This is a genomic window from Aeromicrobium ginsengisoli (genome assembly GCF_004134905.2).
In the GTDB taxonomy this organism is placed as follows: Bacteria; Actinomycetota; Actinomycetes; order Propionibacteriales; family Nocardioidaceae; genus Aeromicrobium; species Aeromicrobium ginsengisoli.
On sequence record NZ_SDPQ02000002.1, the window covers coordinates 1,070,917 to 1,092,273 of the forward strand.

At 69.1% G+C, this 21,357-nt stretch carries 25 protein-coding genes; 21 read left to right on the forward strand and 4 right to left on the reverse strand.

The features are described from left to right. The first annotated feature begins 188 nt into the window (after window positions 1–188). The 7 genes from rpsP (at window position 189) to ESP70_RS12045 (ending at window position 3,810) form a co-directional block, all read left to right on the forward strand. Complete coding sequence (gene rpsP / locus ESP70_RS12015; RefSeq protein WP_149689482.1) at window positions 189–728, forward strand: 30S ribosomal protein S16; 540 nt, start codon at window positions 189–191, stop codon at window positions 726–728. A gap of 14 nt (window positions 729–742) precedes the next feature. Next, a complete protein-coding gene (locus ESP70_RS12020) occupies window positions 743–982 on the forward strand; it encodes an RNA-binding protein (RefSeq protein ID WP_056397763.1) in 240 nt (79 codons plus the stop codon). 5 nt (window positions 983–987) lie between these two features. Continuing rightward, window positions 988–1,521 carry a ribosome maturation factor RimM gene (rimM, locus tag ESP70_RS12025; RefSeq protein ID WP_149689483.1) on the forward strand — a complete coding sequence of 178 codons (534 nt, stop codon included), beginning with the start codon at window positions 988–990 and terminating at the stop codon, window positions 1,519–1,521. Window position 1,522: 1 nt separating this feature from the next. Beyond that, complete coding sequence (trmD, locus tag ESP70_RS12030; RefSeq protein ID WP_149689484.1) at window positions 1,523–2,203, forward strand: tRNA (guanosine(37)-N1)-methyltransferase TrmD; 681 nt, start codon at window positions 1,523–1,525, stop codon at window positions 2,201–2,203. A 156-nt stretch (window positions 2,204–2,359) separates the two neighbouring features. Further along, window positions 2,360–2,710, forward strand: coding sequence for a 50S ribosomal protein L19 (rplS, locus tag ESP70_RS12035; protein WP_056215029.1), 351 nt, complete (start codon window positions 2,360–2,362; stop codon window positions 2,708–2,710). Window positions 2,711–2,762: 52 nt separating this feature from the next. Continuing rightward, window positions 2,763–3,416 carry a ribonuclease HII gene (locus tag ESP70_RS12040; protein ID WP_149689485.1) on the forward strand — a complete coding sequence of 218 codons (654 nt, stop codon included), beginning with the start codon at window positions 2,763–2,765 and terminating at the stop codon, window positions 3,414–3,416. A gap of 79 nt (window positions 3,417–3,495) precedes the next feature. Next, window positions 3,496–3,810: a DUF2469 domain-containing protein gene (locus tag ESP70_RS12045; RefSeq protein ID WP_056215024.1), complete on the forward strand. Its 315-nt coding sequence runs from the start codon at window positions 3,496–3,498 to the stop codon at window positions 3,808–3,810. Here the strand turns inward: ESP70_RS12045 and ESP70_RS12050 are convergent. Both ESP70_RS12050 and ESP70_RS12055 read right to left on the reverse strand, forming a co-directional pair. Continuing rightward, entirely contained in the window at window positions 3,785–4,384 is a 600-nt protein-coding gene (locus ESP70_RS12050) for a GNAT family N-acetyltransferase (RefSeq protein ID WP_149689486.1), read from the reverse strand. The genes ESP70_RS12045 and ESP70_RS12050 overlap by 26 nt on opposite strands. Window positions 4,385–4,414: 30 nt before the next feature. Next, window positions 4,415–4,906, reverse strand: coding sequence for a cupin domain-containing protein (locus ESP70_RS12055; RefSeq protein WP_149689487.1), 492 nt, complete (start codon window positions 4,904–4,906; stop codon window positions 4,415–4,417). 68 nt (window positions 4,907–4,974) lie between these two features. Between ESP70_RS12055 and ESP70_RS12060 the strand changes: the two genes are divergently transcribed. Further along, on the forward strand, window positions 4,975–5,580 hold the full coding sequence (locus ESP70_RS12060; protein ID WP_149689488.1) for a TetR family transcriptional regulator: 606 nt from the start codon (window positions 4,975–4,977) through the stop codon (window positions 5,578–5,580). Here ESP70_RS12060 and ESP70_RS12065 read toward each other — a convergent pair. Then, window positions 5,568–6,194 (reverse strand): hypothetical protein, encoded by a 627-nt coding sequence (locus ESP70_RS12065; RefSeq protein ID WP_149689489.1) that lies wholly within the window; start codon window positions 6,192–6,194, stop codon window positions 5,568–5,570. The two genes, ESP70_RS12060 and ESP70_RS12065, sit on opposite strands and share 13 nt — an antisense overlap. A gap of 144 nt (window positions 6,195–6,338) precedes the next feature. On the opposite strand from ESP70_RS12065, the gene ESP70_RS12070 reads away from it, so the two are divergent. Genes ESP70_RS12070 through ESP70_RS12085 form a run of 4 tightly spaced genes read left to right on the forward strand, consistent with a single transcriptional unit; the run spans window position 6,339 to window position 10,374 of the window. Beyond that, window positions 6,339–6,701, forward strand: coding sequence for a YraN family protein (locus tag ESP70_RS12070; RefSeq protein ID WP_149689490.1), 363 nt, complete (start codon window positions 6,339–6,341; stop codon window positions 6,699–6,701). Next, window positions 6,698–8,281, forward strand: a complete 1,584-nt coding sequence (locus ESP70_RS12075) for a YifB family Mg chelatase-like AAA ATPase (protein ID WP_149689773.1) — start codon at window positions 6,698–6,700, stop codon at window positions 8,279–8,281. The genes ESP70_RS12070 and ESP70_RS12075 overlap by 4 nt, the downstream gene beginning before the upstream one ends. Continuing rightward, entirely contained in the window at window positions 8,278–9,417 is a 1,140-nt protein-coding gene (locus ESP70_RS12080) for a DNA-processing protein DprA (protein WP_149689491.1), read from the forward strand. The genes ESP70_RS12075 and ESP70_RS12080 overlap by 4 nt, the downstream gene beginning before the upstream one ends. 27 nt (window positions 9,418–9,444) lie before the next feature. Next, a complete protein-coding gene (locus ESP70_RS12085) occupies window positions 9,445–10,374 on the forward strand; it encodes a tyrosine recombinase XerC (RefSeq protein WP_149689492.1) in 930 nt (309 codons plus the stop codon). On the opposite strand, the gene ESP70_RS12090 is transcribed toward ESP70_RS12085, so the two are convergent. Continuing rightward, window positions 10,371–11,261 carry a M23 family metallopeptidase gene (locus ESP70_RS12090; RefSeq protein WP_149689493.1) on the reverse strand — a complete coding sequence of 297 codons (891 nt, stop codon included), beginning with the start codon at window positions 11,259–11,261 and terminating at the stop codon, window positions 10,371–10,373. The genes ESP70_RS12085 and ESP70_RS12090 overlap by 4 nt on opposite strands. Window positions 11,262–11,562: 301 nt before the next feature. Between ESP70_RS12090 and rpsB the strand changes: the two genes are divergently transcribed. Genes rpsB through rlmN form a run of 9 tightly spaced genes read left to right on the forward strand, consistent with a single transcriptional unit; the run spans window position 11,563 to window position 21,336 of the window. After that, complete coding sequence (rpsB, locus tag ESP70_RS12095; RefSeq protein ID WP_149689494.1) at window positions 11,563–12,675, forward strand: 30S ribosomal protein S2; 1,113 nt, start codon at window positions 11,563–11,565, stop codon at window positions 12,673–12,675. A gap of 40 nt (window positions 12,676–12,715) precedes the next feature. Continuing rightward, entirely contained in the window at window positions 12,716–13,537 is an 822-nt protein-coding gene (gene tsf / locus ESP70_RS12100) for a translation elongation factor Ts (protein WP_149689495.1), read from the forward strand. A 53-nt stretch (window positions 13,538–13,590) separates the two neighbouring features. Continuing rightward, on the forward strand, window positions 13,591–14,346 hold the full coding sequence (gene pyrH / locus ESP70_RS12105) for a UMP kinase (protein ID WP_149689496.1): 756 nt from the start codon (window positions 13,591–13,593) through the stop codon (window positions 14,344–14,346). A gap of 37 nt (window positions 14,347–14,383) precedes the next feature. Next, window positions 14,384–14,938 carry a ribosome recycling factor gene (gene frr, locus ESP70_RS12110; protein ID WP_188110618.1) on the forward strand — a complete coding sequence of 185 codons (555 nt, stop codon included), beginning with the start codon at window positions 14,384–14,386 and terminating at the stop codon, window positions 14,936–14,938. Then, window positions 14,928–15,803 carry a phosphatidate cytidylyltransferase gene (locus tag ESP70_RS12115; protein WP_149689497.1) on the forward strand — a complete coding sequence of 292 codons (876 nt, stop codon included), beginning with the start codon at window positions 14,928–14,930 and terminating at the stop codon, window positions 15,801–15,803. The genes frr and ESP70_RS12115 overlap by 11 nt, the downstream gene beginning before the upstream one ends. Window positions 15,804–15,822: 19 nt before the next feature. Then, window positions 15,823–18,276, forward strand: coding sequence for a circularly permuted type 2 ATP-grasp protein (locus tag ESP70_RS12120; protein WP_149689498.1), 2,454 nt, complete (start codon window positions 15,823–15,825; stop codon window positions 18,274–18,276). After that, window positions 18,273–19,166, forward strand: a complete 894-nt coding sequence (locus ESP70_RS12125) for a transglutaminase family protein (protein ID WP_149689499.1) — start codon at window positions 18,273–18,275, stop codon at window positions 19,164–19,166. Before ESP70_RS12120 ends, ESP70_RS12125 begins: the two co-directional genes overlap by 4 nt. 12 nt (window positions 19,167–19,178) lie before the next feature. Beyond that, complete coding sequence (locus ESP70_RS12130) at window positions 19,179–20,162, forward strand: zinc-binding metallopeptidase family protein (RefSeq protein ID WP_149689500.1); 984 nt, start codon at window positions 19,179–19,181, stop codon at window positions 20,160–20,162. Window positions 20,163–20,205: 43 nt separating this feature from the next. Continuing rightward, complete coding sequence (gene rlmN / locus ESP70_RS12135; RefSeq protein ID WP_246162010.1) at window positions 20,206–21,336, forward strand: dual-specificity RNA methyltransferase RlmN; 1,131 nt, start codon at window positions 20,206–20,208, stop codon at window positions 21,334–21,336. Window positions 21,337–21,357 lie beyond the last annotated feature (21 nt).

Below are 21,357 nucleotides of genomic sequence, written 5' to 3' on the forward strand. Positions count from 1 at the left end.
CGCGCGCGCCTGAGGGACGCGGCCGAATTGGAGGCACGGGCGGTGTTCTGGCAGAATGAGCCCTTGCGTCCGGTACGCGTGGAGACCCTCTCATCTTCGTGCCGCCCGGCTCACCGATTTCGTCGGCCGTGTCCCCACGCGGCACCGGCAGGTCACCACATACACACATCTGAGGAGACACCACACTCGTGGCAGTCAAGATTCGCCTGAAGCGTATGGGCAAGATCCGTACGCCGTTCTACCGCATCGTCGTCGCCGACTCGCGCACCAAGCGCGACGGACGCGTCATCGAGGAGATCGGCACCTACAACCCCAAGGCCGACCCGTCGATCATCAAGGTCGACGGCGAGCGCGCCCAGTACTGGCTCGGCGTCGGCGCACAGCCGACCGAGGCCGTCGCCGCGCTGCTCAAGATCACCGGCGACATCGGTGGCAAGAACACCATGAAGTTCGCCGAGGAGAAGCGCAGCAAGGAAGACATCTTCCAGGAAGCGCTCAAGGACCTCCACAACGAGCCCAAGGCCGACGCGACGACCAAGAAGGCCGCCGCTGCCAAGAAGGCTGCCGCCAAGGCTGACGAGGCGCCCGCCGAGGAGCCCAAGGCTGACGAGGCCAAGGCTGAAGAGCCCAAGGCCGAAGAGGCACCTGCCGAGGAGGCCAAGGCTGAAGAGCCCAAGGCCGACGAGGCACCCGCCGACGCTGCGCCTTCTGACGAGGCCAAGGCCTGATCGTGGCTGCCCCCATGATCGAGGTCATCGAGCACCTCGTCGCCGGCATCGTCGACAGTCCTGACGATGTCGACGTGCGCGCCAAGCAGACGCGCAACGGCGAGCTGTTCGAGGTCCGGGTCAACCCGGACGATCTCGGCAAGGTCATCGGTCGCCAGGGCCGCACGGCCACCGCCATCCGCAAGGTCGCGGGCGCGATCGCCGGACGTGGCGGCGCGCGCATCGACTTCGTGGACGTCGACCGCCGCAACTGACAACCATGCAGGTTGTCATCGGCCGCATCGGCCGGGCCCACGGCATCCGCGGTGAGCTGAACGTCGACATTCGCACCGACGAGCCCGAACGGCGTTTCGCCCCGGGCTCGTCGGTCGTTTGCGGCGACCGTACGCTCACGATCGCGCGCGCCCGGCACCACAGCGGCCGCCTGGTCGTCTCGTTCGAGGAGATCCTGGACCGCACGGCCGCCGAGGCCCTGCACGGCCGCATCATCGAGGCCGAGGTCGACCCGCTCGACCTGCCCGAAGACCCCGACGAGTTCTACGACCACCAGCTGGTCGGGCTCGAGGCGCGCGCGGACGATGAGGTCGTGGGCACCGTGACCGGCATCGTGCACGGCCCCTACCAGGACACCCTGGCCATCGACATCGACGGCCGCGAGGTGTTCATCCCGTTCGTCACCGAGATCGTGCCGGTCGTCGACGTCACGGGCGGCTTCGTGACGATCAACCAGGTCGCCGGACTGCTGGACCCGGCCGAGGCCGAGAATGCCGCCTCGGACCTGATGGGCGACTGACGTGCAGATCGACGTCGTCTCCATCTTCCCGGCCTACCTCGACGCCCTGCAGCTGTCACTCGCGGGCAAGGCGCAGGTCGCCGGCCTGCTGCAGGTGACCACGCACGACCTGCGCGACTTCACGACCGACAAGCACCGCAGCGTCGACGACACGCCCTACGGCGGAGGAGCCGGCATGGTCATGAAGGCCGAGCCGTGGGGCGAGGCCCTCGACGCGCTGGCCACCGACGCCGCCGTGATCGTCGTGCCGACCCCGTCGGGCGCACCGTTCACGCAGCGCATGGCCGAGCAGCTCAGCACCGAGGAGCACCTGGTGTTCGCCTGCGGGCGCTACGAAGGCATCGACCAGCGGGTCATCGACCACGCCGCCGGCCGGTGGCGGGTCGAGGAGGTCTCGCTCGGCGACTTCGTGCTCAACGGCGGCGAAGTCGCGGCGCTGGCCATGATCGAGGCGATCGTGCGGCTCATCCCCGGTTTCATGGGCAATCCGGAGTCGCTCGTCGAGGAGTCGCACGGCGACGACGGGCTGCTGGAGTATCCCGTCTACACCAAGCCCGCGAGCTGGCGCGGCCTCGACGTGCCCGACGTGCTGCTGTCGGGCAACCACGCGGCGATCGCCGCGTGGCGACGCGAGCAGGCCCTCGAGCGTACGCGGGAGCGTCGGCCCGACCTGCTGGACTGAGGCCACCGGCCGATTTCCTCCGCAGGGTCCGCATGTGGCAACATTGACCCTTGGCGCCGACGGTTCTGCCTCAGGGGAATCGTGTTCACCGCCGCAACAAACTTTCATTCGTACAGCAATCCGTGGGTGACCTGTGGCACCAGCGAGGAGTAGACCATGACCAACATCGTCGACCAGGTCGCCAGCGCATCGCTGCGCACCGACCTTCCTGACTTCCGCGCCGGCGACACGCTCGACGTGCACGTCAAGGTCATCGAGGGCAGCCGTTCGCGCGTCCAGGTGTTCAAGGGCGTCTGCATCAAGGTGCAGGGCTCGGGCATCGGCCGTACGTTCACGGTTCGCAAGGTCAGCTTCGGCGTCGGCGTGGAGCGTACGTTCCCGCTGCACACCCCGGTCATCGAGAAGATCGAGGTCGCGACCCGCGGCGACGTCCGCCGGGCCAAGCTCTACTACCTCCGCAACCTGCGTGGCAAGGCCGCGAAGATCAAGGAAAAGCGCGAGATCTGATCGCCGGTGAGTTGCCTGCCGCACCGCTGAGGTCGCGGGTTAGGCTCACTGCGTGACACGTCTGGCCAAGGGATCCACGATCCGGCGTGATGCCGGCATCTACGGTTTCGAACGCGCGCTGGCCCGCCAAGGTCTGCACCCCGTCGCGGGTGTCGACGAGGCGGGCCGCGGTGCGTGTGCCGGCCCTCTGGTGGCGGCCGCCGTCATCCTCGAGCGGCCCATCAAGGGCCTGGCCGACTCCAAGCTGCTCACCGAGGCACGCCGCGAGGCCTGCTTCGACCTGATCATGGCGCGTGCCGTCGATGTGTCGGTCGTGGTCATCCCGGCTGCCGAGTGCGACCGCATGGGGCTCCACGTCGCCAACATCGCGGCGCTGCGCCGAGCCCTGGCCCGGTTGGCCGTGCGACCCGGCTACGTCCTGACCGACGGCTTCCCGGTCGACGGTCTCGGTGCCCCGGGCCTGGCGATGTGGAAGGGTGACCGCGTCGCCGCGTCGATCGCCGCCGCATCGGTCATCGCCAAGGTCACCCGTGACCGCATGATGGTGCAGATGCACGAGGACTATCCGGCATACGATTTCGCCACGCACAAGGGCTACAGCACCCCGCAGCACCAGGCGGCGCTGCAGCTGCACGGTCCGTGCGACGAGCACCGCCGGAGATACGTCAACGTACGAGCAGCAATGGAAAGCGCGGTAGAGGCATGAGCGAGCGCCAGCGAGCGAATCGTGAGACAGGGATCATGCCGGCGGCTTCATGTCGTGGGTACCAAAGGAAGGCGTCGGCATGAGCTCTGAGGATCTCGAGCGGTACGAGTCCGAGATGGAGCTCGCGCTCTATCGGGAGTACCGCGACGTCGTCACGATCTTCAAGTACGTCGTCGAGACCGACCGGCGCTTCTACCTGTGCAACCAGGTCGACGTGAAGGTGCGCTCGGAGACCGGCGACGCCTACTTCGAGGTCTCGATGAACGACGCCTGGGTGTGGGACATCTACCGCCCGGCGCGCTTCGCCAAGAACGTCAAGGTGCTGACGTTCAAGGACGTCAACGTCGAGGAGCTGCAGGGCTCGGACTTCAAGGTGCCCGGCGCCGACGATTGACGTCGAGCGCCATGACGACGCGACTGTCGGTGGGGTGGGCGATCTCGCGGAACCCTGCGGCGCTGAACAGCTGCACGGAGCCGTGGAACAGCTCGTTGCTGCTCACCTTTCGCTGCTCGGTGTCGATCGGATAGGCCTCGACGACCCGAGCGCCGTGCTCTGCCGCGTGGTCGACAGCAGCAGTCGTGAGTGCCGCGGCGAGCCCTCGCCCGCGGTGCTCCCGGCGTACGACGAAGCACGTGATGGCCCAGACGTCGGCGTCCTCGATCGGCTCGTCGCTGGCCCTCACGATGCGTGAGCGAGCCAGTGCGGGTTGTGCGGGACGCGGGCCGACCCGCGCCCAGGCGGCAGCGACATCGTCGACGTACGCGATGAGAGCGGGCGGGATGTCGGCGTCCTTGAGCTCACGCCGGAGCAGCTGACGCTTGGCGTCGCTGCTGCAGGCGTCGAACTCCTTGCGCGTGATCATGAACCACTGGCATGAGCAGCTCGCGCCGTCACCGCCACCCGTCAGGGTGTGCTCGACGTCGTTCCATGGGGCATCTGTCGCGGCCTCGATGCGAATCGTGGACATGCCTCATCGTACGAACGGCAGCCGGCAGCGTCAGTGTGCGAACGGCGGCGGTCCGAGGATCGTCATTCCGCCGCTGCGCTGCGCCGAGGCGGCGATGCGGTCGAAGTCGACCTCGCCGGAGTCGACGTCGTCAGCGATCGGGTCGCTGGCGTCCCAGAAGAACGACTCGATGTTGCCCGGCGTCTGCACGCACAGCAGTCGCGCGACCGGCGAGGTGACCATGAAGGCGTGGGGGAGCCCGCGGGTGGCGAGCATCATGCCGCCCTCGGCGACTCGCTGCTCCGTGCCGTCGAGGTGCATCAGGATCTCACCTTCGAGGACGAAGAATGCCTCGTCGGTGTCGGGGTGGATGTGCAGCGGAGTGACCTTGCCCTGCTCCATGCGGTCCTCGAACATCAGGAACGCTCCGTTGGACTCCTCGGCTCGCACCTTCCAGGTGACGACGCCGCCACCGGCGAACCAGCGGCGCTCGCCTTCGTCCGCGGCCCTGACGACGGATGTGGGTGTGGTTGTTGCGCTCATGACGCCTTCTCCTTCGTTCGTGTCGTGGGACACGAGTACCATTACGAGACTGCAGTACCATGTCGGGTATGTCAACACCCTATGAAGCCGGCGGCCGCGTCGAGCAGAAGAACCGTACGCGCACTGCCTTGGTGGCGGCCGCGCGCGAGATGGTGGCCCGGGGTTTGGCGCCCAGCGTGGCGGAGGCGGCTGACGCGGCAGCGATCTCTCGCACCACCGCGTACCGCTACTTCCCCAACCAGCGGATTCTCCTCGCTGCTGCGCATCCCGAGACCGGTGCGACCTCGATGCTCGGCGACGATCCGCCGTCGGACCCGGCGGCTCGGCTCGATGTCGTCGTCCGGACCTTCACCGGCACGATCCTCGAGACCGAGGCGCAACAGCGGACGATGCTGCGGCTGTCGCTGGAGGACGATCCTGCTGACCGGGGCGGCCAGCCGTTGCGGCAGGGCAGGGCGATCGCGTGGATCACCGAGGCGCTCGAGCCCCTGCGCGATCAGCTCTCGGAGGACGAGCTGCATCGGCTGGTGCTCGCGATCCGCAGTGCGACCGGGATCGAGGCCCTCGTCTGGCTCACCGACATCGGCGGGCTCTCCCGCGAAGCGGCGGTCGAGCTGATGCGGTGGTCAGCGCAGTCGATGCTCCAAGCCGCGCTGAGCGGTCAGTGTCCGTAGAGGTTGACGTGGTACTGGATGGTGACCGAATCGTCGCCGTCCAAGGGTTGGTAGATGCCGCCGACGCCGATGTCGAGATAGCCGAGCACGGTGTTGCCGCCACCCTCGATGGTCAGATCGGCCGACGGGCCGCTTGAGGGCCGTCCCTCGATCTTCGCGCGCCACTCATCGACAGGTGACGTGCTGAGTCCCAACGACGTGAGACCGTCGTGCATCACCGAGTAGGCCGTGTCCAACGGCATGGCCTTGGTGTCGAAGTCCATGCCGGTGGGGCGGGTGGGATCCGCGGGGTCCTCGTGCATGATGCGCTCGAAGACCAGGAGATAGATGTCCGTCTCCAGCACCTTGCCCTGCGGCAGCAGGAAGCGGACTCGTCGCGGTTTCCGGGTCTCGTACGCGACGTGGTCCTTGTCGGCGCGCATGCCGACATCTGCTGCTGACGGCGGCGTGCGCAGGTCCCACACCTCGACGCCCTTCGCGTCCGTTGGTGCCGTTGCTTGAGGTGCCGTGCTCGGGTCCTTGTCGCCCCCGAAGCTCACGGTGCACGCGGTCGTCAGCAACAGTCCGAGCACTGCCAGCACCGCACACCGCGCACGTCTCGAAGAGCCCCCCATGGGACACAGTGTGCCCGAACGCACGGATGCCACCTGACCGACGTACGTGCCGCGGATGTCCACAGCCCTCGTCGGTCCGCCGGCCGGTCCACAGCCGAGCCGCGGCGCGTGGTGCCAGGGCACCCCGCCGCCGAGGCTGGCTGGATGACGTACGCGCGCAACAAGGCCCTCGGCAGCTACGGCGAGCGGATCGCCGCCGAACATCTCGAGGCACTCGGCATGGTGGTGCTGGCCCGCAACTGGACGTGCCGGTTCGGCGAGATCGACATCGTCGCCCGCGATGGCTCGACACTGGTGATCTGCGAGGTCAAGACCCGCACCAGCAACCACCACGGTGGGCCGTTCGAGGCGATCACGGGTCACAAGGCGACGCGGCTGCGCCGGCTCGCGATGCACTGGCTCGAGGTGCACGACGTCGAGCCGCCGAGCCTGCGCATCGACATCGTCTCGGTCGTCGTGCCGCCCCGTGGCGCTCCGGTCGTCGACCGCATCGCCGGAGTGGCCTGATGGCCGCTGCGACGCACTCGGTGACACTCGACGGACTGTCGGGACGACCCATCGAGGTCGAGGTCGACATCTCCGGCGGATTGCCTGCGACCGTTCTCGTGGGGCTGGCCGACACGATGGTCAACGAGGCCCGCGACCGATGCCGTTCCGCAGTCTCCAACTCCGGCACGACGTGGCCTGACCAGCGCGTCACGATCAACCTCGCCCCATCGACGCTGCCCAAGACGGGTTCGCACTACGACCTGGCGATCGCCCTCGCGGTGTTCGCCGCCAAGTCAGTGGTTCCCGCCGAGCGGCTGGCCGGTGCGGTGTTCCTCGGCGAGCTCGCGCTCGACGGCAGGCTGCGTGCCATACGCGGAGTCCTGCCGGCGACGCTGGCTGCGCTCGAGGCCGGCTTCGACCGGGTCTTCGTGCCCGAGGTCAATGTGCCCGAGGCAGAGCTCGTGCACGGCATCTCGGTGATCGGGGTCCGCTCGTTGCGGCAGACCGTTGCGCTGCTGACCGGCGGTGAGGAGCCCGACGATCCGCCGGTGCCGGCGCTCGACGAGATTCCCGGCATGTCCTGGACCTCGGCCGATCGGCTGTCGCATCTCGACCTTGCCGACATCGCCGGTCAGGAGGACTCCCGGACGGCGCTCGTGGTCGCCGCCGCGGGCGGACACCACCTGCTCATGACCGGGCCGCCGGGCATCGGCAAGACGATGCTCGCCCAACGCCTGCCCGGGCTGCTGCCTGACCTGACGCACGAGCAGTCCCTCGCGGTGAGTGCGGTGCACTCGGTTGCCGGGGTCCTGCCCAGCGACGCCCCACTGCTCAGACGCCCGCCGTTCCTCGATCCGCACCACACGGCCAGTGCGGTGTCGATCGTCGGCGGTGGCAGCAAGGCGATCCGTCCCGGTGCCCTGTCGCTGGCCCATCACGGCGTGCTCTTCCTCGACGAGGCGCCCGAGTTCGCCAGCAACGTGCTCGAGGCCTTGCGCCAGCCTCTCGAGAGCGGCCATGTCGTGGTCTCCCGCGCGGCCCAGACGGCTGCCTATCCAGCCCGTTTCCAGCTGATCCTCGCCGCCAATCCCTGCCCCTGCGGGCTGAGCTCGGCGGTCAGCGACCAGTGCCGGTGCACACCGCTGATGCGGCGCCGCTACTCCGACCGCCTGTCGGGCCCGATCAGGGATCGCATCGACATCCACCGCTCGTTGTCGGCGCTGTCGCGCCCAGAGCTGGCCAACGCGCTGGGCGGTGGCCGGTCGACCGCCGAGCTGGCCAGCGCCGTCGCCGAGGCGCGCGAGCGTCAGGCGCACCGGCTGCGCGAGACGTCGTGGCGGCTCAACAGCGAGGTGCCCGGGGTCGAGCTGCGCAAGCACTTCCCGGTCAGCGACCAGGGCCGGGTGCTCGTCGACCAGCAGCTGCGCACCAACAAGCTCAACGCACGATCTGCCGACCGCATCCTGCGGCTGTCCTGGAGCGTTGCGGACCTGCACGGCCACGCCGTCCCCACCGCCGATGACGTCGACACAGCGCTCTCCCTGCGGCGCGGCACGCCCCTCGGCAGTGCCCTTCGCGACCTGGTGCAGGCCTCGTGACGCGGCAGGACCGGCTCGGCCTGAGCCTCGTGGTCGAGCCGGGCGACGTGCGCCTGCGCAACCTGCTCCTGACGTTCGAGCCGGCCGAGATCCTCGCCGCGATCCTGGGCCGTCATCGGCTGGTCGACACGCGGATCCCTGAGGCGTGGATCGAACGCGGTCGCGACCTCGACCGCACCGCCGAGGTCGCGGCTGCGCGGGCCAAGGCCGCCGGCCTGCGCTGGGTCACCCCGGGCGACAAGGAATGGCCGACAGCCCTGTCCGACCTCGACCACGTCGAGCCGGTGCAGGGCGTGACCGGTGCACCAGTGGGTCTCTGGTTGCGCGGTGTCGGGCATCTCGGGGAGATGTGTGAGCAAAGCGTCGCGATCGTCGGCGCCCGCGAGTGCACGACCTACGGCGCCGAGTGCGCCTCGGACCTGGCCGCGGACTGCGCGGACGCCGGCTGGACCGTGATCAGTGGCGCGGCCTACGGCATCGACGGATGCGCGCATCGCGGGGCGTTCCTCATGAACGCGCTCACGGCCGGTGTGCTGGCCTGCGGTGCCGACCTCGACTACCCCAAGTCCCATGCGGCGCTCATCGCCCGGATCGCGGAGGGTGGAGTTGTCGTCAGCGAGCAGGCGCCGGGGGAGAAGCCCCTCAAGAACCGCTTCCTGTCGCGCAACCGGTTGATCGCCGCCATGACGCAAGGGACAGTCGTGATCGAGGCGCGCGAGCGCAGCGGCTCGCTCAACACCCTCAACTGGGCCGATCAGCTCGGACGCACCACGATGGCCCTCCCGGGCCCCGTGACCTCGGGGCAGTCTGCCGGGGTGCACGCTGCGATCCGGGCCGGCAAGGCCGTGGTCGTGACGACCGGTCGCGAGATCGTGGCGGAGATGTCCGGTCTCGGAGCTTCCACCGAGGAGCAGCCGTCGCTGCCCCTCACGGAGTTCGACCGCCTCCCACCCGCGGCGAGGTCGACCCTCGACGGACTGGAGTGGTCGACGCCCCGCGCGGTGGCCGAGATCGCAGCCTCGGTGCGACTCAGCACGCGCGAGGTGCGGGCGGCGCTCGACCTGCTCGAGCGCCGCGACCTCGTGATCCGGGCCGGAGCCGAGTGGATGCTGGCCCGGCGCGCCGACGTGGGCTGAACAGCCGCACGACGGACACTGGACTCGATGACGGAGTCAGAGGGACCGGGCGAGGCCTGGTCGGCGGTCCTGGCCGCCTATGAGCAGCACCTGCGGGCCGAGCGTGACCTCTCGGCCCACTCGGTGCGTGCCTACCTCACCGACCTCGAGAGCCTGGCGCTGCACGCCGAGCGACTCGGGGTCCACGATCCCCGGGAGCTGTCGATCCGCACGCTGCGCAGCTGGCTCGCCAACCTCCAGACGCTCGGCCGCGCCCGCACGACGATCGCCCGCCGGGCGACCTCCGCGCGGGTGTTCACGCTCTGGCTGGCCCGGACCGGCCGGGCACCTGCCGACGCCGGCGCGCTCCTCGCGAGTCCCAAGGCGCACCGCGAGCTGCCGGTGGCGCTCAGCGAGGTCGAGGTGCGTGGGCTGCTCGATACGACGGCCGCCTCACTGGTTGACGACGGACCGCGTGGACTGCGCGACCTCGCGATCCTCGAGGTGCTGTACGCCACGGGCATCCGTGTCGGTGAGCTGGTCGGGCTCGACATCGACGATCTCGACCGAAGACGCCGGGTCGTCCGCGTTTTCGGCAAGGGCCGCAAGGAGCGATCGGTGCCCTACGGCTTGCCCGCGTCCGAGGCGATCGAGCTGTGGCTCGATCGCGGTCGTCCCAGCATCGCCAACGACTCCAGCGGTGCGGCTGTGTTCCTCGGCGTGCGCGGCAGCCGCATCGACCAGCGCGCGGTGCGCCGGATCGTGCACGAGCGCCTTGCGGCCGTCGACGGTGCACCTGACCTCGGACCCCACGGCCTCCGGCACACCGCGGCGACCCACCTGCTCGAGGGTGGAGCGGACCTGCGGAGCGTGCAGGAGATCCTCGGCCATGCCTCGCTCGGCACGACGCAGATCTACACCCACGTCAGCAACGAACGCCTCCGTGCGGCCTACAAGCTCGCCCACCCGAGGGCTTAGAGGAAGTCTTGGGGGTTGACGGGCTTGCCTGACTTCAGGGCCATGAAGTGCAGGTGGCAGCCCGTCGACAGCCCGGTGTTGCCGGAACGGCCGATGACCTGGCCGGCCGTGACGCGGTCGCCGACCGACACCGACTGCGCGCTGAGGTGGCTGTAGGACGTCTTGAATTCTGGCTGGTGGCGGATGACGACCTGCTTGCCGTATGCCTTGCTGTGCGAGTGGCCGACCACGGTGCCGGCCGCCGCGGCGTGGACCGGGGTGCCGCACGGGACGCCGAAGTCGGTGCCATCGTGCAGCTTGCGCTCACCGGTGATCGGGTGGACCCGCATCCCGAACGGTGACGTGATCGGGCCGCCGAGCGGGCGCTGCAGACGGTGACCGCCGACACCGGCCGGTGGGGCCGGAGGCTTCCCCGCGGGGTCGATGAGCCGGAACCGGCCACCGCCGAGCAGCTCGAGCGGGTCGAGGTAGTCGTCGCCGACGAGCCGGCCGAGGTGCAGGCACGCTCCCGCGCAGTGACTCGGTGAGCCGAGCAGGGTGCCGATCACCTGGCCTGCGCGCACGGCGTCACCGACCCTGACCCGCGCCTTGACGGGCTGGTAGGTCGACCGCTCCCGGCCGTGATCGATGGTCACGACCGCGATCCCGCCGACCTGTCCGGCGAACACCACCCGCCCGGCGGCGACTGCGCGGACGGCATCACCGGCCGTCGCGGCCAGGTCGACTCCGCGGTGGCCTCGGCCGTAGTCGGTGGCCGGAGGGTCGAAGCGCTCGCCGATCGCGTGGTCCTCGAGCGGCCACGTCCACGGATCGGGGGTGCCCGCCTGCACCGGGGGTGGCATGACGAGCAGCAGCAGGAGTGGGGCGACGGCTATTCGACGGAGCATCTGTCCAGCCAAGTCCGACGGCGGACGCGGCGCACCGGCCGGCGTATGGTCTGGGGACAACCGCCATCGAGTCAAGGTTTGTGGATTTCCTCCCGAGTGGTCCGGTGCCCTAGACTGATGGCAACCACTTTTTCGGAAGTGGAATTCGCGCGCCTGTTTCCGTATGACGCGAGAGCTGAATACGGACGCGGTCCTGGTCTCCCGGCAGGGAGTGGGCCGTACGCGACAGGCGCCAGGTCACCGTCAACCGGCGGTGAGACAAACCAGGAACGGCACACGTGTGCCACAAGGAGATACGACCATGGCCGTCGTCACCATGCGCCAGCTGCTCGAGAGCGGCGTTCACTTCGGGCACCAGACCCGTCGCTGGAACCCCAAGATGAAGCGATTCATCTTCACCGAGCGCAACGGCATCTACATCATCGACCTGCAGCAGTCGCTCGCCTACATCGATGCTGGCTACGAGTTCGTCAAGAACACCGTCGCCCGCGGCGGCACGATCCTGTTCGTCGGCACCAAGCGCCAGGCACAGGAGCCGATCGAGGAGCAGGCCAAGCGCGTCGGCATGCCGTTCGTCAACCAGCGTTGGCTCGGCGGCATGCTCACCAACTTCCAGACGATGCACCAGCGCCTTCAGCGTATGAAGGAGCTCGAGGAGATCGACTTCGACGACGTCGCGGGATCCAACCGCACGAAGAAGGAGCTCCTCGGCATGAGCCGCGAGTACGCGAAGCTCTCGCGCACTCTCGGCGGAATCCGCGACATGGGCCGCACGCCGTCCGCCGTCTGGATCGTCGACACCAAGAAGGAGCACCTCGCGGTCGACGAGGCCAAGAAGCTCGGCATCCCGATCATCGCGATCCTCGACACCAACTGCGACCCCGATGACGTCGACTTCCCGATCCCGGGCAACGACGACGCCATCCGCTCGGTCGGCCTGCTGACCCGTGTCATCGCCGACGCCGTTGCCGAGGGCCTCATCGCCCGCGGTGGCAGCAAGACCGGCGAAGAGGAGCCCGGAGCCGAGCTCGGCGCCGAGGAGCCCCTGGCCGACTGGGAGCGCGAGCTCCTGGAGCAGAAGGACGCCGCCCAGACCGGCGCTGTCTCGCCGGTCAAGGCCGACGCTGCTGCTGACGAGACCGCCGTGACCGTCGAGGACGCCGCTGCCGAGACCGAGGCGCCCGTCGTCGAGGCCACCGAGGCCGTTGCCGACGAGGCCCCGGCCGAGAAGGCGCCCGCCAAGAAGGCCCCGGCTGCCAAGAAGGCTGCTGCGACCGACGAGGCTCCCGCCAAGAAGGCCGCCGCCAAGAAGGCCCCGGCTGCCAAGAAGGCTGCTGCGACCGACGAGGCCCCGGCCAAGAAGGCGCCCGCCAAGAAGGCTGCCGAGAAGGTCGACGCCGACGCCGCCGAGTGATCTCGGCACACACGACTACCTGAGAAGCGAGAAGAGAAACATGGCTATCACCGCCACAGAGGTCAAGAAGCTCCGCGACGCCACCGGCGCCGGCATGATGGACGCCAAGAAGGCGCTCACGGAGGCTGACGGCGACTTCGACAAGGCGATCGAGGTGCTCCGCATCTCGGGAGCCGCCAAGGCTGCCAAGCGTGGCGCCGAGCGTGAGGCTTCGGCCGGTCTCGTCGCCAACTACGGCAACGCGATCGTCGAGCTCAACTCCGAGACCGACTTCGTCGCCAAGAACGACCAGTTCATCGCGCTGGCCGAGGAGCTCGCGGTCCTGGCCGACAAGGTCAAGCCCGCCGACGCTGCTGCGTTCGCGACCGAGACGCTCGAGAGCGGCAAGACCGTCGCCGAGGCCGTCGCGGATCTCGCGGTCGTCATCGGCGAGAAGATCGAGCTCGGCCGCGTTGCCAGCTTCGAGGGCAACGTCGCGACCTACATGCACCGTCGTGCCAGCGACCTGCCGCACGCCGTCGGCGTGCTGGTGGAGTTCGAGGGCGACGAGGCCGGTCACGACGTGGCTCGCGGTGTCGCGATGCAGATCGCCGCGATGCGTCCTCGCTACCTCACGCGTGACGAGGTCCCCGCGGACGTCGTCGCCAAGGAGCGCGAGATCGCCGAGGCGACGGCTCGCGAAGAGGGCAAGCCCGAGCAGGCCATCGCCAAGATCACCGAGGGACGCCTCAACGGGTTCTTCAAGGACACGGTGCTGCTCGACCAGGCATCGGTCCAGGACAGCAAGAAGACCGTCAAGGCTCTCCTCGATGAGGCCGGCGTGACGCTCAAGCGTTTCGCGCACATCGAGATCGGCGCCTGACCCTTCGAACGAATTCAGCACCAGCTCGCACGACCAACATCGGAGGCCGGAACGTGGACACTGACACCGCTCAGGAAGTCGACGCTCCGGCCTCTGGTCATGGGCTCAAGCGTGTGCTGCTGAAGCTGTCCGGCGAGGTGTTCGGCGGCGGCAAGATCGGCATCGACCCCGACGTCGTCAACGGCATCGCCAAGCAGGTCGCCGAGGCCGTGGCCGAGGGCGTCGAGGTTGCGATCGTTGTCGGCGGCGGCAACTTCTTCCGCGGCGCCGAGCTCAGCCAGCGCGGCATGGACCGTTCGCGCGCCGACTACATCGGCATGCTCGGCACCGTCATGAACTGCCTCGCGCTGCAGGACTTCTGCGAGAAGCAGGGCATCGAGACCCGTGTGCAGTCGGCCATCACGATGGGGCAGGTCGCCGAGCCCTACATCCCGCGTCGCGCGATCCGGCACCTCGAGAAGGGGCGCGTCGTGATCTTCGGCGCCGGGGCGGGTATGCCCTACTTCTCGACCGACACGGTCTCGGCGCAGCGTGCGCTGGAGATCGGCGCCGACGCCGTGCTGATGTCCAAGAGCGGCGTGGACGGCGTCTACTCCGCCGACCCGCGCACCGACCCGACCGCCCGCAAGTTCGACGAGATCACGTTCGACGACGCGTTGCGACTGGGCCTCAAGGTCGTCGATGCGGCAGCATTCGCGTTGTGCATGGAGAACAGGCTCCCCATGATCGTGTTCGGCATGGAGGGTGAGGGCAACATCGCCCGCGTCCTCCGTGGTGAGAAGATCGGAACGCTGGTCCACGCCGCCTAGGCGTACGGACCGACCAGAACCGGATGGAGACATCGTGATTGACCAGACCCTGCGTGACGCCGACAGCAAGATGGCGCGCGCCGTCGAGCACACCCGCGAGGAGTTCGCGGCGATCCGCACCGGCCGCGCCCACCCGGCGATGTTCGCCCAGATCACGGCCGACTACTACGGCCAGCAGACCCCGCTCAACCAGCTCGCGGGCTTCCAGGTCCCCGAGCCGCGCACCGTCATCATCCAGCCCTACGACGCCGGCGCCAAGCCTGCGATCGAGAAGGCCATCCGCGAGTCCGACCTCGGCGTCAACCCGAGCGACGACGGCAAGGTGCTGCGCGTGACGCTGCCCGAGCTGACCGAGGACCGCCGCAAGGAGTACATCAAGCTCGCCAAGACCAAGGCCGAAGAAGGCCGGGTCTCCGTCCGCAACCTGCGTCGCGCGGCCAAGCAGGCGCTCGACAAGGCCGAGAAGGACTCCGAGATCAGCAAGGACGAGAACGTCGGCGCCGAGAAGCGCCTCGACGGACTGACCAAGAAGTACGTCGACACCGTCGACGAGCTGCTCAAGAACAAAGAGGCAGAGCTCCTTGACATCTGAGTCTCCTGCCGAGACCCCGGAGTCGGCGGAGACACCAGCCGCGGCGGAGAAGACGAGCCGCGCGGGCCGCAACCTGCCCGCGTCGATCGCGGTCGGTGTCGGCCTGATCGGACTCGTCATCGCGACGCTGTTCATCCAGAAGGAAGCGTTCATCCCGGTCGTGGTGATCGCGCTCGGCATCGGCGTGCTGGAGCTGACCCGGGCCTTCTCGACGGCGCGCATCAAGATTCCCGTCGCGCCAGTCCTGACCGGCGGCACCATCATGCTCGTCGGCAGCTACTGGGGCGGCATGGAGACCGCGTCGGTCGCCCTCGCCCTGACGATCATCGGCACGCTGGTCTGGCGGCTGTCCGACGGCGCAGAGGGCTTCGTACGCGACAGCAGCGCGGGCGTCTTCGTGCTGGGCTACCTCTACCTCATGGGCTCGTTCGTCGTGCTGATGCTGACCGAGGACGACGGGCCTTGGCGCATCATCGCGTTCATCGTCGCGACGATCGCCTCCGACATCGGCGGCTACGTCGCCGGCGTGCTGTTCGGCAAGCACCCGATGGCGCCCACGATCAGCCCCAAGAAGTCCTGGGAGGGCTTCACCGGCTCCCTGATCTTCGGCATCGCCGCAGGCATGGTGACGATCACCTACGCGCTCGACGGCGACTGGTGGGTCGGCATCATCCTCGGCATCGCCGGCGTCGTGTTCGCGACGCTCGGCGACCTGTCCGAGTCGCTCATCAAGCGTGACCTCGGCATCAAGGACATGGGCGACCTGCTGCCCGGGCACGGTGGCCTGATGGATCGCCTCGACTCGCTGATCGCCGTGGCGCCGGTCGCCTGGTTGATCCTGCACACGCTCGTCCCGGTCACCTGATCATGTCGGCGGTCAGCCGATGACGGCGCTGCGGGACTACTCCGCTGCCGTCACCCAGCCCACGCTGACCGGCGACCCGGCGCGCTACGACGAGGTCGTCGGCCCCGACGGCTCACTGCGTGCGGGCTGGAAGCTGCTCGCCGAGACCGCCGTGGCGCTGACCGATGCGGACCTGCGCCGCGTCGGCCGCGACATCGAGCGGTTCCTGGCCAACGACGGGGTGACCTACACCCCGCCGGAGGACCAGCCGGGACCGTGGCGGCTCGACCCCATCCCGCTCATCATCGACGCGGCCGAGTGGGCACAGCTGGAGATCGGGCTGGCACAGCGTACGGAGCTGCTCAACGCGATCCTGGTCGACCTCTACGGCCCGCAACGCCTGCTCTCGTCGGGTGTGCTGCCACCCGCAGTCGTGTTCGGCCACGAGGGCTTCCTTCGCGTCGCCGCCCGGGCATCCGCGGCTGACCCGCAGCCGCTGCTCCTCGCCGCGGCCGACCTCGGCCGCAACGCGGCGGGGGAGTGGCAGGTGATCGCCGACCGGGCTCAGGCGCCGTCGGGCATCGGTTTCGCGATGGAGAACCGCAGGGTCATCTCGCGGGTCATGCCGGAGATGTACCGCCAGGCCGGGTTGCACCGCATGGCACCGTTCTTCCAGGCGCTGAGGTCGACGTTGATCGACTCGGCCCCGGGCAGCAGCCCCAACCCCCGCGTCGTCGTGCTGTCGCCCGGCACGCACTCGGAGACCGCGTACGACCAGGCGTTCGTCGCGTCGAGCCTCGGGTTCCCGCTCGTCGAGGGCAGCGACCTCGTGATGCGCAACGGCGCGGTGTGGATGCGGGTGTTCGGCCGGCTCGAGCGGGTCGACGTGATCATGCGCCGTGTCGACGCCGCATGGAGCGACGCGCTCGAGCTGCGCAAGAACTCGCAGCTCGGCGTCGCCGGGCTCTCCGAGGCGGTGCGCCGCGGCACCGTGCGGGTCGTCAACGGACTGGGGTCCGGGGTGCTGGAGAACCCGGGTCTGCTGCCGTTCCTGTCGGCCATGTGCGAGACGTTGCTCGACGAGCCGCTGCGCCTGCCGTCGGTGCAGACCTACTGGACCGGCGATCCGCGCTCCCAGGCATACGTGCTGGACAACCTCGACGATCTCGTCGTGCGGTCGATCGACCAGCCCACCGAGCTGGTCCGGCCCCGCGACGAGCTGCGGGCAGCGATCCTCGCCGAGCCGCACCGCTACGTGGGGCAGGAGCCGCTCGCGCTCTCGCAGTCACCGACGCTCGACGCGCGTGGCGTGCGCCCCCAGGTGCTCACGCTGCGGACGTTCACGCTGCGCTACGGCTCGACCTACCGGCCGCTGATCGGTGGTCTCGCCAACGTCTTCGAGTCGGGTCGGCCGGCGTCGAGCAAGGACGTCTGGGTGCTCAAGGACAAGCCGGAGGACCCCGACCAGGGCCTGACGGACGTGTTGCCGCTGACGAACGTACGCGCACCCGCCGCGATGGTGCCGCGCGTGCTCGAGGACATGTTCTGGTTCGGCCGCTACGCCGAGCGGGCCGAGGACATGCTGCGCCTCGTCCTGACCGCGCACGCGAGCGCCGAGGACTTCCGGTCGCGCCCGCAGTCTGCCGGCGGCGCGAGTCTCGCGGTGCTGATGGGGGCGATCGCCCGCCTCAGCGGATCGCCGTTCGGGCCGGACCAGCTCGACGAGGACTTCCGGTCGTTGCTGCTCGATGCGCACCGGCCCGGCTCGGTCGGCCAGTCGATCAGCGCGCTGCGCGACGCCGCCCAGAGCGTCCGAGATCAGCTCTCGCCCGACACGTGGCAGGCGTTCAGCTCGACCGACAGCGCTGCCGCCGCGCTGCGGAGCTATCACTACAGCCATCAGGTCGCCGAGAGCGCCGGCCGCATGTTGACCGGCATCCTGTCGCTGCAGGGCGTCACGGCCAACATGATCCGCGATCCCGGCTGGCGGATGATCGGCACGGGCCGGGCGGTCGAACGCGGTCTGCAGCTGTGCCACCTGCTGCGCTCGACCACGACCGTGCGTCGCGGCATCGACGTCGACCGTGACCTCAACATCGCCGTGCTGTCCGCGGCCGAGAGCGCCGTCACCCATCGCAGGCGCTATCGCGGATACGTACGCCTGTCCGGTGTCCTCGAGCTGTTGCTGGCCGATCCGGACAACCCGCGATCGCTCGCGTTCGGCATCGCCGAGCTGCGGGAGCACCTGGCCGCGATGCCCGGGTCGACCGGGTCGACGCGTCCCGAGCGGCTGCTCGACGACCTCGCGGACGAGCTCGACCGCGCCGACATCGCCGCACTGACGGCGATCGCAGGGGAGAACCGGCCCAACCTCGAGCGGTTCCTCGACGGCTACGTCGCCCAGCTGACCCGCTTCGCGGACGCCGTCGCCGAGCTGCACTTCGCGGCCGGTCCGGCGCCGCGGTCCTTCGGCTTCGCGACGGTGACGGAATGACGACCTATGCGGTGAGCCACCGCACGACGTACTCGTACGACGAGGACGTCAGCGACAGCCTCGGGATCGCCTACCTCGTGCCGCGCGAGCTGCCGTGGCAGCGCGTCGTCTCGCACGACCTGGTGCTCGATCCGGCGACCGACGACGCGTCCACCGACCTCGACTACTACGGCAACTCGGCGACCTACTTCCAGGTGACCACGCCGCACCGGGTGCTCGACATCCTCGCGACGAGCCAGGTCGAGGTCGACACCCCGTCCTACGACCCCGAGGCGCTCGCGGTGCCCTGGGAGTCGGCGCAGCCGATGCAGCGTGACGACGTCGCCGACGCGTGGCAGGCACAGGACTTCGCGCTCACCTCGTCGCTCGCCGACCAGACCGCCGAGGCGCAGGCGTACGCAGCGCAGTCGCTGACTCCCGGCCGGCCCGTCGGCGAGGCCGTGACCGACCTGATGCACCGCATCCACGCCGACTTCACGTACGACAAGACCGCGACGACGGTCACCTCGACGGTCGACGACATCTTCGACAAGCGGGCCGGCGTCTGCCAGGACTTCGCCCACCTCACGCTCGCCTGCCTGCGGACGCACGGCCTCGCGGTGCGCTACGTCAGCGGCTACCTCGCGACCACGCCACCGCCGGGCAAGGAGCGCGTCGTCGGGGCCGATGCGACGCACGCCTGGGCTGCGGTCTGGATCCCCGACGGTGGATGGCTCGCGCTCGACCCGACGAACGACCACTGGGTCGACGACCGCTACATCACCGTCGCGTGGGGCCGCGACTACGCCGACGTACCTCCCGTCAAGGGCGTGATCTTCACCGAGGCGAAGAAGTCGACCCTCAAGGTCGAGGTCGACGTCGCGCCGACGAGCGAGTCGCCGCAACCCTGACAGGATTGGTCTGTGAAAGCCTTCTCCTGCCGTGTCTGCGGCAACGCGCTCTACTTCGGCAACTCGAGCTGCGTCCAGTGCGGCACCCGCCTGGGGTTCTCCCGCGACGAGAAGGCGATCGTGCCGGTCGACACGCACGGCCAGTACGTCGACGCATCCGGGCGGGTGTGGCACGTGTGCGCCAACTCCGGGCTCTCCGGCTGCACCTGGCTGGCGGAAGCTCCCGGTGGCCGCTGCTTCAGCTGTGAGCTCACCCGCACACGGCCGTCCGATGACGACGTCAAGGGCTTGTCGGAGTATCCGATCGCCGAGAGCGCCAAGCGTCGCCTGATCGTCGAGCTCGACGACCTCGGCTTCCCGATCCCCACGCGGCGGGACGACCCCGACACGGGGCTGGCGTTCGACCTGCTCTCGAGCGTCAACGAGAAGGTGACGATCGGCCACGCCGACGGCATCATCACGCTCGACCTCGCCGAGAGCAACGATGTCCACCGGGAGCAGCTGCGGGTGTCGATGGACGAGCCCTATCGCACGATGCTGGGGCACTTCCGGCACGAGATCGGGCACTTCTACTGGCAGCAGCTGGTCGCCGGCGACCTGCTCGAGGCGTTCCGCGAGCTGTTCGGCGACGAGCGCGCGAGCTACGCCGACGCGGTCGGGCGGCACTACAGTCAGGGTGCGCCGGCCGGCTGGCAGGACCGGTTCATCAGCCAGTACGCCACGATGCACCCATGGGAGGACTTCGCCGAGACGTTCGCGCACTACCTGCACATCTGCGACACCGTCGAGACGGCCTCGGCGTACGGGCTGGCCACCGTCGCATCGCCCCAGCACTTCTCGTCGTTCCGGGAACTCGTCACCGGCGTGTGGGTGCCGCTGAGCATCGCGCTCAACCAGATCAACCGCAGCATGGGCAAGGACCCGCTCTATCCGTTCGTCATCCCGCCGCCCGTGCTCGACAAGCTGGACTTCGTCGCGCGGCTCTCTCGGACGTAGTCGACGATTCGGGGAAGTCAGGGCACGAATGAGAGAATGGAGCGTGTCCTCCGTCAACCCGAATCCACTGCCGCTCGTCTTCGAGCAGAAGCGTGGCCGCGTGAAACCACCGCGGCATCTGGCCGACCTGACGGCCGACGAGCGTACGGCTGTCGCTGAGGCGCTGGGCGAACCCGCGTTCCGGGTCAAGCAGGTCGCCAACCACTACTACGCGCGTCTCGAGCGCGACCCCGCCAACATGACCGACCTGCCGGCAGCGAGCCGCGACCGGATCGTCGCCGAGCTCCTGCCGACGCTGCTCAACCCCGTGCGCACCATGGAGGCCGACAAGGGCGCCACGGTCAAGTCGCTCTGGAAGCTGTTCGACGGAGCGCTCGTCGAGTCGGTGCTGATGCGCTACACCGACCGCGCCACGATCTGCGTCTCGAGCCAGGCCGGCTGCGGCATGGCGTGCCCGTTCTGCGCGACCGGACAGGGCGGCCTGGAGCGCAACATGAGCTGTGCCGAGATCGTCGACCAGGTCCAGGACGCCGCAGGCAAGATGACCCGCGGCGAGATCGCCGGCGGGCCCGGTCGGCTCTCCAACGTCGTGTTCATGGGCATGGGTGAGCCGATGGCCAACTACAAGGCCGTGATCGGCGCCGTACGCCGCATGGTGGCGCCCGCGCCCGACGGCCTCGGCATGTCGGCGCGCAACATCACGGTCAGCACCGTCGGCCTCGTGCCGCGCATGAAGCAGCTCGCCGACGAGGGCATCCCCGTGACCTTGGCACTGTCGCTGCACGCACCCGACGACGAGCTGCGCAACGAGCTCGTCCCGATCAACACGCGCTGGTCCGTGCACGAGGCGGTCGAAGCGGCTTGGGAGTACGCCCAGAAGACCAAGCGTCGTGTCTCGATCGAGTACGCCATGATCAAGGACATCAACGACCAGGCCTGGCGCGCCGACCTGCTGGGCGACGTCCTGCAGTCGTACGGCGACTGGGGCTGGGTGCACGTCAACCTGATCCCGCTCAACCCGACGCCGGGGTCCATGTGGACCGCCTCACGACCCGAGGACGAGCGCGAGTTCGTCCGTCGGCTGATCGCCAAGGGCATCCCGACGACGGTCCGCGACACCCGCGGCAGCGACATCGACGGCGCCTGCGGCCAGCTCGCCGCCGTCGAAGGCTGAGACCGACGTGGGCGCGGGCGC

Bases quoted from the DNA above. Each gene is read 5' to 3' on its own strand.
- ESP70_RS12020 (WP_056397763.1), top strand. From the start codon at position 743: ATGATCGAGGTCATCGAGCACCTCGTCGCCGGCATCGTCGACAGTCCT.
- rimM (WP_149689483.1), top strand. From the start codon at position 988: ATGCAGGTTGTCATCGGCCGCATCGGCCGGGCCCACGGCATCCGCGGT.
- rplS (WP_056215029.1), top strand. From the start codon at position 2,360: ATGACCAACATCGTCGACCAGGTCGCCAGCGCATCGCTGCGCACCGAC.
- ESP70_RS12045 (WP_056215024.1), top strand. From the start codon at position 3,496: ATGAGCTCTGAGGATCTCGAGCGGTACGAGTCCGAGATGGAGCTCGCG.
- ESP70_RS12050 (WP_149689486.1), bottom strand. From the start codon at position 4,384: ATGTCCACGATTCGCATCGAGGCCGCGACAGATGCCCCATGGAACGAC.
- ESP70_RS12055 (WP_149689487.1), bottom strand. From the start codon at position 4,906: ATGAGCGCAACAACCACACCCACATCCGTCGTCAGGGCCGCGGACGAA.
- ESP70_RS12060 (WP_149689488.1), top strand. From the start codon at position 4,975: ATGTCAACACCCTATGAAGCCGGCGGCCGCGTCGAGCAGAAGAACCGT.
- ESP70_RS12065 (WP_149689489.1), bottom strand. From the start codon at position 6,194: ATGGGGGGCTCTTCGAGACGTGCGCGGTGTGCGGTGCTGGCAGTGCTC.
- ESP70_RS12070 (WP_149689490.1), top strand. From the start codon at position 6,339: ATGACGTACGCGCGCAACAAGGCCCTCGGCAGCTACGGCGAGCGGATC.
- ESP70_RS12085 (WP_149689492.1), top strand. From the start codon at position 9,445: ATGACGGAGTCAGAGGGACCGGGCGAGGCCTGGTCGGCGGTCCTGGCC.
- ESP70_RS12090 (WP_149689493.1), bottom strand. From the start codon at position 11,261: ATGCTCCGTCGAATAGCCGTCGCCCCACTCCTGCTGCTGCTCGTCATG.
- rpsB (WP_149689494.1), top strand. From the start codon at position 11,563: ATGGCCGTCGTCACCATGCGCCAGCTGCTCGAGAGCGGCGTTCACTTC.
- tsf (WP_149689495.1), top strand. From the start codon at position 12,716: ATGGCTATCACCGCCACAGAGGTCAAGAAGCTCCGCGACGCCACCGGC.
- ESP70_RS12120 (WP_149689498.1), top strand. From the start codon at position 15,823: ATGACGGCGCTGCGGGACTACTCCGCTGCCGTCACCCAGCCCACGCTG.
- ESP70_RS12125 (WP_149689499.1), top strand. From the start codon at position 18,273: ATGACGACCTATGCGGTGAGCCACCGCACGACGTACTCGTACGACGAG.